The organism is Pseudomonas sp. AO-1 (assembly GCF_019775695.1).
Classification (GTDB): domain Bacteria; phylum Pseudomonadota; class Gammaproteobacteria; order Pseudomonadales; family Pseudomonadaceae; genus Aquipseudomonas; species Aquipseudomonas parakoreensis.
Genome location: NZ_CP079947.1, coordinates 1,546,911 through 1,560,077, shown reverse-complemented (window position 1 = coordinate 1,560,077; position 13,167 = coordinate 1,546,911). Strand labels below are relative to the sequence as shown.

Here is a 13,167-nt window from a genome sequence, read left to right as displayed (position 1 = left end):
TGTTACCTCTTGCGTAATACGTAAACCCGCCACATGGCATAGAGCGGGATAAAATCGAGTTGTTCCTGAATGCGAAAACCTGCTTCTTCGAATTCTTTTTCAACTGTCACAGCCGGTAACACAAACCGGTTCTGGTAACCTTCCTGCCCGCGACGCCGCTCGGCGCGCTTGCGCTTCCAGGCCTTGAAATTACCGTCCACCCACAACGAGATGATGACGCTGTCACGGGTGACGCGCTCGAACTCGCGCAGAATCGCCCGCCGGTGCTCGGCTTCACCGATGTGATGCAGCAACCGCATGCAGAAAATGCTGTCGACGGCGTTATCGGGCAAAGCAATGTCGAACGCTGACGTGTGCAAAGGTTGTACCCGTTTCACGACGTCAGCCGGTTGCGATTGCATCGCGGTCTTGATCATCGACTCGGAATTGTCCGCACCAATGATCACCCGGTTGGGTTTTTCCGCCAGCAACGGCCAGAAACGCCCTGCACCGCACGGCAGATCCAGAACCAGCCCCGGCTCGCCGGCCAGCGTCAACGCCTTGCGGGCCAACTGCTCGTCCCGCCAGTGAGACAACCGACGACCTAGACCGTCCTGATGCTTGCGCAAATATTTTTGTGCATGCTGGTCATCATACTTTTCGGAAAAATCGAGCTTGATCGGTCTGCTCATCATGGGGGCTCCTGATTGACTGATACCCTTACCATAGGTAGTGGCATGTCAGCGTCAGGTCGTCCCTATGTGAAAATTACGTCAGGTAAACCGACAAATTATTACAGGGTTTTACACGCGAAAAGCAATAGCGCGGGGCCATCAACGATCTTCAGCGCTTGCCCAGCGTGACCTCGAAGCGGCAACCATTAGGCTCCATGGTGCTCAACGTCACCTCCCAGCCCTGGTTTTCACAGATTCGCTGCACCAGTGACAAGCCCAGCCCCAAGCCTTCACCGCGCTTTTCATTGCCACGCACGAAGGGCTGGAACATGGCTTCGCGTTTTTCCTCGGGAATGCCCACGCCCGAGTCTTCGACGACGAAACCGTTGTCGTTGAGTGTCAGGCGAATGAATCCATGTTCGGTGTAGTGACAGGCATTGCGCAGCAGATTGCCCATGACTGCGCTGAGCAGGGTGGCATTGAAGCAGGTGTCCGGTGGGTTGCCCGACTCGTACATCAGTCGCAGACCTTTCGACTCGATCGGTTCACGCCAGATACCCAGCAGTCCGTCAGCCACCTGGGCAAGGGTCTGCTGCGGCGCGGAACCGGCGTCTTCCCGCTGAGCGCGGGCGAGCATCAAGAAGGTCTGCACCAGTTCGCGCATTTCCTCGCTGGCTCGGGCAATTCGCTCGACCTGGGCCCGACCGCGCTGATCCAGCCCCGGGTTTTCCAGAAGCAGCTCGCAGGAACTGGCCAGCACCATCAACGGCGTACGCAGTTCGTGGCTGACATCACTGGTGAACAGCCGTTCGCGGGTCAGTGCCTGCCGCAGACGCCCGAGCGTGGCATCGAACGCCACCGCCAGTTCGCCGACTTCGTCAGCCGCATAATCCGGCGCCAGGGGCGGCGCCAGCCCCAGCAATTGATCGCGGTGGCGCACTTGCCGCGCCAGGCGCACCACTGGCGCCATGACCTTGCGCGCCAACACCCAGCCGAGAAACACCGCCAGCGCCAGACTGAGCACAAAACCCACCAGCACCACGGCAAACAGCACGCGTTCACGCTCTTCGAAATCGCTTTGATCCTGCAGCAGGACATAACGACGGCCGTCGACGATCTCGACCATCGCGTGATAAGACAACTGCTCGCGGAACACTTCGTGGAAGCCCGCATCAAGGTGACGCAGATCCTTGGGCAGCTCGAAATCGCCTGGCCCACCGCTGAAATAGAACAACTGATCCGGTTCCGGGCGATGGCTCCAGTCCGAGACGTTGTCCATCAGCAACAGACGTTGCAGGTCGCCGCCCAGCCCCGCCGAAATCAGTTTTTCCTCCACCAGGTGCACGGTCGCCACAATACCCATGGCGAAGGCCCCGGCCACCAGCGCACTCATCAGCGCAAAGGCGATGATGATCCGCTGGGAAAGGCTTTGCTTAAACTCCATCACGCCCCTCGGCCAGGCGGTAACCCACGCCGTGCACGGTTTGCAGCAACGGTTTGGCGAAGGGCTTGTCGATCACCTGACGCAATTGATGGACATGGCTGCGCAGGCTGTCGCTGTCCGGGCAGTCATCGCCCCACAGCGCTTCTTCGAGAATTTCCCGCCGCAGGACGTGAGGGCTCTTCTGCATCAACACCGCCAGCAGTTTGAGGCCGACCGGGTTGAGCTTGAGCAGCTTGCCCTCGCGGGTCACTTCCAGGGTGTCGAGGTCGTAGCTCAGGTCACCGACCTGCAACGCACGGCGTCCGCCACCCTGAGTCCGGCGCATGACGGCCTCGACGCGCGCCGCCAGTTCGGACAGGGCAAACGGCTTGACCAGGTAATCGTCGGCCCCGGACTTGAAGCCCTGCAGACGATCGTCCAGTTGATCGCGGGCGGTGAGCATGATCACCGGCGTGTCGCGCCGCGCGTCTTCACGCAGGCGCTTGCACAGGGTGTAGCCATCGATCCCGGGCAACATGATGTCGAGCACAATCAGGTCGTAATGCTCGGTGGCCGCCAGATGCAAGCCCGACAAACCGTCCTGGGCGCAATCGACGGTATAGCCTTTGAGCCCCAGGTAATCGGCCAGATTGGCCAGGATATCGCGGTTGTCTTCGACCAATAGAATTCGCATTGGCATTTCCTCCGTACAGTAACGGCCGTCTTGGCCCGCGCAGCTTAAGGCCTACGCCGGTTCAGGGCTAGGGCCGGCATACGCGCAAGTCCATTTGCCCGGACAAATTAAATAATTAACAAAGTTTTCACTATCGATTCACAACCTGATTACAGTGACGCCGCGACACTCGCGCGCCATTGATATAAGGAAAACGAGACAATGGACTCTTTCAAGACAGCGCCCGTGCGCTTTCTGCTGCTGATCACCGGCGCCTGGCTGGTCATTTTTCTCCTGACGCGAGCAGTCCTGCTGCTGACTCACCTGGATGAGGCCGGTGGCCTCGCCCTTTCCGTGTTCGGCATCGGTGCGCTGTATGACCTGGGGTTCCTTGCCTACGCGGCACTGCCTATGGGCCTGTACCTGCTGCTCTGCCCGCCGGGCCTGTGGCGTCGTCGCGGACATCGCGGATTCCTGCGCGTCCTGCTGACGATCAGCCTGTTCGCCATGTTGTTCGTGGCGGTGGCCGAATGGCTGTTCTGGGACGAGTTCGGCGTGCGCTTCAACTTCATCGCCGTCGATTACCTGGTGTACTCCGACGAAGTGCTGAACAACGTCCTCGAATCCTACCCGATCGGCAAACTGCTGAGCCTCCTCGCCGTATTGGCCGTGGTCATCAGTTTCGCTTTGCGCAAGCCGTTCAATGCCGCCATGAATGCTCCGCTGCCAGCGCTGCGCGGACGTCTGCTCAGTGCCTTGGGCCTGTTGATCGTCGCGGGCCTGAGCCTGCAACTGCTTAGCCAGGACGCCCCACGTGCCCAGGGCGGCAACGCCTACCAGAACGAGCTGGCCAGCAACGGCCCGTATCAGTTCTTCGCCGCATTCCGTAACAATGAACTGGACTACACCCAGTTCTACAAAAGCCTGCCGGCGGAAAAAGTCGCCAGCCAGATCCGTTCCGAGCTGAGTGAAAGCGACGCGCGCTTCATTGGCAAAGATCCACAGGACATTCGCCGGGTGATCGACAACCCGGGCACCCCGCGCAAGCCGAACATCGTGCTGGTGACCATCGAAAGCCTGAGCGCCAAGTACCTGGGCAGCAACGGCGACGGTCGCAACCTGACGCCGAACCTCGACGCCTTGCGCAAGCAGAGTCTGTACTTCAATAACTTCTACGCCACCGGCACCCGCACCGACCGCGGTCTGGAAGCCATCACCCTGGCCATCCCGCCAACGCCGGGCCGCTCGATCGTCAAGCGCATCGGTCGTGAGAGCGGTTTCGCCAGCCTTGGCCAACAGCTCAGCGCCGTAGGTTACGACAGTGTGTTCGTCTACGGCGGACGCGGTTACTTCGACAACATGAACGCGTTCTTCAGCGGCAACGGCTATCGCGTTGTCGACCAGAGCAGCGTCGATGAAGCCGAGATCCACTTCAAGAACGCCTGGGGCATGGCCGACGAAGATCTGTATCGCCAGACCCTGAAACTGGCGGACGCCGACTACGCCAAACAGCAGCCGTTTCTGCTGCAGTTGATGACCACCTCCAATCACCGCCCTTACACCTACCCGGACAACCGCATCGACATCAAGTCCGGAAATGGCCGCGATGGCGCGGTGAAGTACACCGACTATGCGATTGGCCAGTTCCTCGAGCAGGCGCGGCAGAAACCGTGGTTCGACAATACGATCTTCATTTTCGTCGCTGACCACACTGCAGGCAGTGCCGGTAAAGAAGACTTGCCGATCACCAACTATCAGATCCCGCTGTTCATCTATGCGCCGAAAATGATCGAGGCTCGCGAAAGCGCGCAACTGGCCAGCCAGATCGATCTGGCCCCGACGCTGCTGGGCCTGTTGAACCTGGATTACACCTCGACGTTCTTCGGCCGCAACCTGTTGCAGGACAACCCGCTGCCACCGCGCGTGGTGGTCGGCAACTATCAACATCTGGGCCTGTTCGATGGCAAGGATCTGGCGATCCTCAGTCCGCGCCAGGGCTTGCGCCGGCATGACGATGCGTTGACCGAGAGCCGTGAATCGCGGGTCAGCAGTGACGACCCGCTGATTACCCGCGCGATCACCTATTACCAGACCGCCAGTTATGGCTTCAAACAGCAGTTGCTGAGCTGGAAGCCTGTGAAAGAAGACACTCCGCAGGTCAGTGATCGTTAACTGAAGATGGACGTTGTTGTGTCAGTCAGCCTCTGTGTTGACTGACATGACGCCATCGCTGGCAAGCCAGCTCCCACAAGGATTGCGCTAAATCTGTGGGAGCTGGCTTGCCAGCGATGGGCGCACTTCGGTATAGCGCCAACGACAAATCGAAGGCAATAAAAAACCCCGCCTGCTCATCGCAGGCGGGGTTTTTCGTTACAGGGGTAAGGCTGGCTTACATCATGCCGCCCATGCCACCCATGCCGCCCATGTCTGGCATACCGCCGCCAGCCGAGCCTTCTTTCTTCGGTGCATCAGCAACAGCTGCTTCGGTGGTCAGGATCAGACCGCCGATCGAGGCTGCAGCTTGCAGAGCGGAACGGGTGACCTTGGTTGGGTCCAGGATGCCCATTTCGATCATGTCGCCGTATTCGCCGGAAGCGGCGTTGTAACCGAAATTACCTTTGCCGTTCTTCACTTCGTTGACGACTACGCTTGGCTCGTCACCGGAGTTGGCAGCGATCTGACGCAGCGGTGCTTCAACAGCACGACGCAGTACAGCAATACCGACGTTCTGGTCAGCGTTGTCGCCGGTCAGTTCGGTCAGGGCTTCCAGAGCACGGATCAGCGCAACGCCACCGCCAGGTACCACGCCTTCTTCAACGGCTGCACGGGTTGCGTGCAGGGCGTCTTCAACGCGGGCCTTCTTCTCTTTCATTTCAACTTCGGAACCAGCGCCAACCTTGATCACTGCAACGCCGCCGGACAGTTTGGCCAGACGCTCTTGCAGTTTTTCACGGTCGTAGTCCGAGGAAGTTTCGGCAACCTGAGCACGGATCTGAGCGATACGCGCCTGGATGTCGGCTTCAACGCCAGCACCGTCAACGATGATGGTGTTTTCCTTGGACAGGGTCACACGCTTGGCGTTACCCAGGTGCTCCAGGGTGGTGCTTTCCAGGCTCAGGCCGATCTCTTCGGAGATCACGGTACCGCCAGTCAGAACGGCGATGTCCTGCAGCATGGCCTTGCGACGGTCGCCGAAGCCTGGAGCCTTGACGGCTGCAACCTTGACGATGCCACGCATGTTGTTCACAACCAGAGTCGCCAGGGCTTCGCCTTCAACGTCTTCGGCAACGATCAGCAGTGGACGGCCGGCTTTGGCAACGGCTTCCAGCACTGGCAGCATTTCGCGGATGTTCGAGATCTTCTTTTCGACCAGCAGGATCAGCGGGCCGTCGAGCTCGGCCACCATGGTGTCCGGCTTGTTGACGAAGTACGGGGACAGGTAGCCACGGTCGAACTGCATGCCTTCTACAACCGACAGTTCGTTTTCCAGGCCCGAGCCTTCTTCAACGGTGATCACACCTTCTTTACCGACTTTTTCCATGGCTTCGGCAATGATGTCGCCGATGGAGTTGTCGGAGTTGGCGGAGATGGTGCCGACCTGAGCGATCGCCTTGGTGTCAGCGCATGGCTTGGACAGGGCTTTCAGCTCTTTGACGATGGCGATGGTCGCTTTGTCGATACCGCGCTTCAGGTCCATCGGGTTCATGCCGGCAGCGACGGCTTTCAGGCCTTCGTTGACGATCGACTGAGCCAGAACGGTCGCGGTGGTAGTACCGTCACCAGCGTCATCGTTGGCACGGGAGGCAACGTCTTTGACCAGCTGCGCGCCCATGTTTTCGAAGCGATCTTCGAGTTCGATTTCCTTGGCGACGGATACGCCGTCCTTGGTGATGGTCGGAGCGCCGAAGCTCTTCTCGAGGATCACGTTACGGCCTTTCGGGCCCAGGGTCGCTTTTACCGCGTCAGCCAGAACGTTGACGCCTTTGAGCATCTTGGAGCGGGCGGCATCGCCGAACTTAACTTCTTTAGCAGCCATGATCGATATTCCTTAAATACTTTGTAGTAACGGGAAAATGAGCGGGGAAATCAGCCTTCCAGTACAGCGAGAATCTCGTTCTCAGCCATTACCAGCAGGTCTTCGCCGTCGACTTTCACAGTGTTGCTGCCGGAGTAAGGACCGAACACAACCTTGTCGCCGACTTTAACGGCCAGCGCACGCACTTCACCGTTTTCCAGAGTCTTGCCTGGGCCTGCAGCGACGATCACACCGTGGTTGGCTTTTTCAGCAGCCGAACCTGGCAGGACGATACCGCCAGCGGTTTTCTTTTCTTCTTCGCTGCGACGGATGACGACGCGGTCATGCAGAGGACGAAGCTTCATTGTCGATCTCTCCTAATTGTGGTTTTCATCGGCCGGTGTAGTCCCGGCGGGTTTAACAAATCCGGCCTGCGCCGGTTGCGGTTCGTCGAGCAAACCGCGGAAGTCTGTCCGGCTTGAATGCCGGAAACCTTTCGGTGACCGATACATAAGGGCGCATAAGCTTATTACAAGGGCGGGGACAGAAATTTTTTCATCATGTGCCCCTTGAATGCCGCGCATAAAGAAACGGCACCCGAAGGTGCCGTGTCGATGCAGGGGTTACTGGCTGTCGCGATGTTCGAACTCGCCTTCGATCACATCACCCTCGCGACCCAGAGGCTGACGCGGTGCAGGACCACCACGGGGTTGCAGGTCGTCGGCGAAAGCACGCTGACGGATGGCCTGCTCCTCGGCGCGCTGGCGCATCTTGTTCGCCAGCAGGCGACGGGTGAACGGCAACAACATCACCAGACCGACCACGTCACTGACGAAACCCGGCAGGATCAACAGTCCGCCAGCCAAGGCGAGCATCAAGCCTTCAAGCATGGTCTGCGCGGGCAACTCACCACGATTCAGGCTTTCACGGGCACGCAGTGCCGTGGCCAGACCGGCGACGCGCAGCACGAACACGCCGAACATCGAGCCGAGAATGATCAGCAGCAGGGCCGGGAAAAACCCGATCGCCCCTGCCACTTTGACGAATACGAACAGCTCCAGCACCGGAAACAGCAGAAAGAGCAACAAAAAAGGGCGCATCAAAGATTCCTCAACGCAAGAAATGCCTTGCAGTAAGCCTTAGATGACGTCGCCCTTTCGTGAATTCAAGCGTCGGCCACTGCATTTTTTGGCCAGACCTCAGCGTGAGCCAGAGAAACCAAGGCCTCGCGCACTTGTATCGGCGTATGACAAGGCGCTGGAAACGGCAGCCAATACAGTGCCTGACCGATGCGCAGGTGCATGCCTTCGCTGTCGATCCCGGCCAGTTGCGCCGGCACGGTTTGCGGCAATCCGCTGAGTTCCACGTAATGCGCGATGGCTTGGGCGTGATCGCTGTTCATATGCTCGACCATGCTGATTTCCGCCTTGCCGGCAAACGGGTTGGCCAGGGTCACTTGATCGACCCAGTGAATCGCGCCGAAACCGCCGATGTAGCGGTGACGTACCGGGTTGAGCACCCAGAAATCAAAATCGTGGGCCTTGTGGTAATTCTGCGAATCGGGGAAATACCGGTAGTAACGCTCGGCGGCGGCTTCGATAGCCGCCGGTTCTTCGAGCTTTTGCGCCTCGGCCAGATAGGTCAGGCGACCAACGGCCTGCACGTCGTCGGCCTCGCGTTCCCCCACCAGCAGCGAACACTTCGGGTCTTTCTGCAGGTTGTGAGTGTGCTGGGCGATGCGGCTGATCAGGATCAGCGGCCGGCCTTGCTCGTCCAGACAATACGGCACCACTGAGCCGAACGGGAAACCGGGCATCGATTTGGAGTGGGTCGACAATACGCCACGGTATTCCTTGAGAAGCAATTCTCGGGCATTCTTGGCCGCTTCAACGCTCAATTTATGACTCCTTAAATAGAATCCGTCGAAAAAACGGACAGGCGCCGGGGGATAAGTCCCTGTAGCGCCATCGGGCAATGCTCATGTGCAATCTGGCCATACCGGCACAGATCGAGCGTCGCCAATAACAAAAACCACTCAGACCGGCTATCGGGGCATGCGCATGCAACTCAACGACAAAGTAATCATTATCACCGGCGGTTGCCAGGGTTTGGGCCGCTCCATGGCCGAGTATTTCGCCGGCAAAGGCGCCAGGCTCGCACTGGTCGACCTGAATCAGGAAAAACTCGATGACGCAGTGGCAGCCTGCAAGGCCAAGGGCGTCGAGGCGCGCAGCTATCTGTGCAACGTGGCCAATGAAGAACAGGTTGAGCACATGGTCGCGCAGGTTGCCGAAGATTTCGGCGCGATCCACGGCCTGATCAACAACGCCGGGATCCTGCGCGATGGCCTGCTGCTCAAGGTCAAAGATGGCGAAATGAGCAAAATGAGCCTGGCCCAGTGGCAGGCGGTGATCGACGTCAACCTGACCGGCGTGTTCCTGTGCACCCGTGAAGTGGCGGCGAAAATGGTCGAGCTGAAGACCAGCGGCGCGATCATCAACATCTCATCGATCTCCCGCGCCGGTAACGTCGGCCAGACCAACTATTCCGCCGCCAAGGCTGGCGTGGCCGCAGCCACTGTGACCTGGGCCAAGGAACTGGCGCGTTACGGCATTCGTGTGGCGGGCATTGCGCCGGGCTTCATCGAAACCGAGATGACCCTGGGCATGAAGCCCGAAGCGCTGGAGAAAATGACCTCGGGTATTCCGCTCAAGCGCATGGGCAAGCCGGAAGAAATCGCCCATTCGGCGGCGTACATCTTCGAGAACGACTACTACACCGGGCGGATTCTGGAGATGGATGGCGGGTTGCGCATCTAAAGCAAGATCAAAAGATCGCAGCCTGCGGCAGCTCCTACACAGAGCTTTTCTGTAGGAGCTGCCGCAGGCTGCGATCTTTTAGCAAACGACGCCGATCAATCGTCGCTGATGCTGATGTTAGGCATCGCCGGCGTCGCCGCTTCCTGCAACACAATGCGCGCGCCGACGTGGCGGGCCAGTTCCTGATAGACCATCGCGATCTGACTGTCCGGCTCGGCGATCACCGTTGGCTTGCCGCCATCGGCCTGCTCGCGGATCAGCATCGACAGCGGTAGCGAGGCCAGTAGTTCAACGCCATATTGGGTGGCCAGTTTCTCGCCGCCGCCCTCACCGAACAGATGCTCGGCATGTCCGCAGTTCGAGCAGATGTGCACCGCCATGTTTTCCACCACGCCCAGCACCGGGATGTTGACCTTGCGGAACATTTCCACGCCTTTGCGTGCGTCCAGCAGCGCCAGATCCTGCGGGGTGGTGACGATCACCGCACCGGCCACCGGGACTTTCTGCGCCAGGGTCAGCTGGATATCGCCAGTGCCTGGCGGCATGTCGATGACCAGATAATCCAGATCGCCCCACGCGGTTTGCGTCACCAGTTGCAGCAACGCGCCGGAGACCATCGGCCCGCGCCAGACCATCGGTGTGTTGTCGTCGGTCAGGAACGCCATCGACATGACTTCGACACCGTGGGCCTTGAGCGGCACGAACCACTTCTGATCCTTGACCTCGGGGCGCGTGCGCTCTGGGATGCCGAACATGATGCCCTGGCTCGGGCCATAAATGTCAGCGTCGAGAATCCCCACTTTGGCGCCTTCGCGGGCCAGCGCCAGCGCGAGGTTGGCCGCGGTGGTCGACTTGCCCACACCGCCCTTGCCCGAAGCCACGGCGACCACGTTCTTGACGTTGGCCAGCCCCGGGATCTGGGCCTGAGCCTTGTGCGCGGCGATCACGCTGTTGACCTCGACCCTGGCGCTCGTCACCCCATCGAGGTTTTCGATGGCCAGTTGCAGCAACTGCGCCCAGCCGCTCTTGAACAGGCCGGCGGCGTAGCCGATTTCCAGCTGAACCTTGACGCGGTCGCCATCGATCTCGATGTGCTTCACGCAACCGGCGCTGACCGGGTCCTGGTTCAGGTAGGGGTCGGTGTATTGGCTGAGGACGGCTTCCACCGCTGCGCGAGTGACGGCACTCATGGGCAACTCCGATAACAAGACTGGGAAAAATGATGAGTATCGTACCTGAAAAGATCGCAGCCTTCGGCAGCTCCTACAGGAGATCGGCGTACAACTGTAGGAGCTGCCGCAGGCTGCGATCTTTTCTGTCTGCTCATCCAATGAAACAGGTGCACAGGGTGAAAAATATGCGCCAGCGCTTTATAGTGGCCGACCTCCGTTTCATCAAGTAGCGAAGCCCCACATGTCCGAACCACGCAAGATCCTCGTCACCAGCGCCCTGCCCTACGCCAACGGTTCGATCCACCTTGGCCATATGCTGGAATACATCCAGACCGATATGTGGGTGCGCTTCCAGAAGCATCGCGGCAATCAATGCATTTATGTCTGCGCCGACGACGCCCACGGTTCGGCGATCATGCTGCGCGCGGAAAAGGAAGGCATCACCCCGGAACAACTGATCGCCAATGTGCAGGCTGAACACAGCGCCGACTTTGCCGAGTTCCTGGTCGACTTCGACAACTTCCACTCCACTCACGCCGAAGAAAACCGTGAGCTGTCGAGCCAGATCTATCTGAAGCTGCGCGATGCCGGGCACATTGCCCAGCGCTCGATCACCCAGTATTTCGACCCGGAAAAGAAAATGTTCCTGGCCGACCGCTTCATCAAGGGCACCTGCCCGAAATGTGGCACTGAAGACCAGTACGGCGACAACTGCGAAAAATGCGGTGCGACCTACGCCCCGACCGACCTGAAGGATCCGAAGTCGGCCATCTCCGGCGCGACTCCGGTGCTCAAGGATTCCCAGCACTTCTTCTTCAAGCTGCCAGACTTCCAGCAGATGCTGCAGACCTGGACCCGCAGCGGCACCCTGCAGGACGCCGTGGCCAACAAGATCGCCGAGTGGCTGGACGCCGGCCTGCAACAGTGGGACATCTCCCGCGATGCGCCGTACTTTGGTTTCGAGATTCCGGACGAGCCGGGCAAATATTTCTATGTGTGGCTGGATGCGCCGATCGGCTACATGGCGAGCTTCAAGAACCTCTGCGACCGCACGCCGGAGCTGGACTTCGACGCGTTCTGGGGCAAGGACTCCACCGCCGAGCTGTACCACTTCATCGGCAAGGACATCGTCAACTTCCACGCCCTGTTCTGGCCTGCCATGCTCGAAGGCGCCGGTTTCCGCAAGCCGACCGGGATCAACGTGCACGGCTACCTGACCGTCAACGGCCAGAAGATGTCCAAGTCCCGTGGCACGTTCATCAAGGCGCGTACCTACCTGGATCACCTGTCGCCGGAATACCTGCGTTACTACTACGCGGCCAAATTGGGCCGTGGTGTCGATGACCTCGACCTGAACCTCGAAGACTTCGTGCAGAAGGTCAACTCCGACCTGGTCGGCAAAGTGGTCAACATCGCCAGCCGTTGCGCCGGTTTCATCCAGAAGGGCAACGCCGGCCTGCTGGTGGACAACAATGCTGCGCCAGAACTGACCGAAGCCTTCCTTGCCGCGGCGCCAAGCATTGCCGACGCCTATGAAGCCCGCGACTTCGCCCGTGCCATGCGCGAAACCATGGCTTTGGCCGACCGCGCCAACGCCTGGATCGCCGACAAGGCGCCATGGTCGCTGAACAAGCAGGAAGGCAAGCAGGATGAAGTCCAGGCGATCTGCGCCACCGGCATCAACCTGTTCCGCCAACTGGTGATCTTCCTCAAACCGGTGCTGCCGCTGCTGGCCGCCGACGCCGAGGCGTTCCTCAACGTCGCCCCGCTGACCTGGAACGACCACACCACGCTGCTGGCCAACCATCAGCTCAATGAATTCAAGCCGTTGATGACCCGCATCGACCCGGTAAAAGTGCAAGCCATGACCGACGCCTCGAAAGAAGACCTGACCGCCAGCCAGACCGACACCGGCGCCGCCACATCTGCGGGCAATGGCGAACTGGCCAAGGATCCGCTGTCGCCGGAAATCGACTTCGACACCTTTGCCGCCGTCGACCTGCGCGTCGCGCTGATCGTCAAGGCTGAACATGTGGAAGGTGCCGACAAGCTGCTGCGCCTGACGCTGGACATCGGTGACGAGCAGCGCAACGTGTTCTCCGGAATCAAGAGCGCCTACCCGGACCCGTCGAAACTCGACGGTCGCCTGACCATGATGATCGCCAACCTCAAGCCACGGAAAATGAAGTTCGGCATCTCCGAAGGCATGGTGATGGCCGCCGGCCCTGGCGGTGAAGAAATCTACCTGCTGAGCCCGGACAGCGGCGCCAAGCCGGGTCAACGCATCAAGTAAGACCCAGCGGTAAAACGATCCCACAGGCATGTTCTGCAGGCCTGTGGGATTTTTCATATCTGGCCCACCCTTCGCGGGTGCCGGATAATGCCTAACCTTAAGTGACACCCGCCCGTTGC

Annotated in this window: 11 protein-coding genes; 3 read left to right on the top strand and 8 right to left on the bottom strand. The window is 59.6% G+C overall.

All coding sequences use genetic code 11. The features are described 5' to 3' along the window. Positions 1-2: 2 nt before the first annotated feature. From KVQ82_RS07235 to colR, 3 genes are all read right to left on the bottom strand, one after another. Positions 3-671 carry a class I SAM-dependent methyltransferase gene (locus tag KVQ82_RS07235; protein WP_041068703.1) on the bottom strand — a complete coding sequence of 223 codons (669 nt, stop codon included), beginning with the start codon at positions 669-671 and terminating at the stop codon, positions 3-5. Between the two features lie 151 nt (positions 672-822). Beyond that, positions 823-2,097 carry a HAMP domain-containing sensor histidine kinase gene (locus tag KVQ82_RS07230; RefSeq protein ID WP_041068403.1) on the bottom strand — a complete coding sequence of 425 codons (1,275 nt, stop codon included), beginning with the start codon at positions 2,095-2,097 and terminating at the stop codon, positions 823-825. Continuing rightward, positions 2,087-2,770, bottom strand: a complete 684-nt coding sequence (colR, locus tag KVQ82_RS07225) for a two-component system response regulator ColR (RefSeq protein WP_041068401.1) — start codon at positions 2,768-2,770, stop codon at positions 2,087-2,089. The genes KVQ82_RS07230 and colR overlap by 11 nt, the downstream gene beginning before the upstream one ends. 201 nt (positions 2,771-2,971) lie before the next feature. Here colR and KVQ82_RS07220 point away from each other — a divergent pair, with 201 nt between their 5' ends. Next, a complete protein-coding gene (locus KVQ82_RS07220; RefSeq protein WP_222018516.1) occupies positions 2,972-4,921 on the top strand; it encodes an LTA synthase family protein in 1,950 nt (649 codons plus the stop codon). 217 nt (positions 4,922-5,138) lie between these two features. On the opposite strand, the gene groL is transcribed toward KVQ82_RS07220, so the two are convergent. The 4 genes from groL to KVQ82_RS07200 form a co-directional block, all read right to left on the bottom strand. Further along, positions 5,139-6,785, bottom strand: coding sequence for a chaperonin GroEL (gene groL / locus KVQ82_RS07215; protein WP_222018515.1), 1,647 nt, complete (start codon positions 6,783-6,785; stop codon positions 5,139-5,141). 50 nt (positions 6,786-6,835) lie between these two features. Then, entirely contained in the window at positions 6,836-7,129 is a 294-nt protein-coding gene (locus KVQ82_RS07210) for a co-chaperone GroES (RefSeq protein WP_003227685.1), read from the bottom strand. Between the two features lie 258 nt (positions 7,130-7,387). Then, positions 7,388-7,864 (bottom strand): FxsA family protein, encoded by a 477-nt coding sequence (locus tag KVQ82_RS07205; protein WP_145594668.1) that lies wholly within the window; start codon positions 7,862-7,864, stop codon positions 7,388-7,390. A gap of 65 nt (positions 7,865-7,929) precedes the next feature. Beyond that, positions 7,930-8,661 (bottom strand): HugZ family protein, encoded by a 732-nt coding sequence (locus KVQ82_RS07200; RefSeq protein ID WP_222018514.1) that lies wholly within the window; start codon positions 8,659-8,661, stop codon positions 7,930-7,932. Positions 8,662-8,824: 163 nt separating this feature from the next. Here KVQ82_RS07200 and KVQ82_RS07195 point away from each other — a divergent pair, with 163 nt between their 5' ends. After that, a complete protein-coding gene (locus KVQ82_RS07195; RefSeq protein WP_047296308.1) occupies positions 8,825-9,583 on the top strand; it encodes an SDR family oxidoreductase in 759 nt (252 codons plus the stop codon). 95 nt (positions 9,584-9,678) lie between these two features. On the opposite strand, the gene apbC is transcribed toward KVQ82_RS07195, so the two are convergent. After that, entirely contained in the window at positions 9,679-10,773 is a 1,095-nt protein-coding gene (gene apbC / locus KVQ82_RS07190) for an iron-sulfur cluster carrier protein ApbC (RefSeq protein WP_086791782.1), read from the bottom strand. 223 nt (positions 10,774-10,996) lie between these two features. Here apbC and metG point away from each other — a divergent pair, with 223 nt between their 5' ends. Beyond that, positions 10,997-13,048, top strand: a complete 2,052-nt coding sequence (gene metG, locus KVQ82_RS07185; RefSeq protein ID WP_222018513.1) for a methionine--tRNA ligase — start codon at positions 10,997-10,999, stop codon at positions 13,046-13,048. Positions 13,049-13,167: the final 119 nt, after the last annotated feature.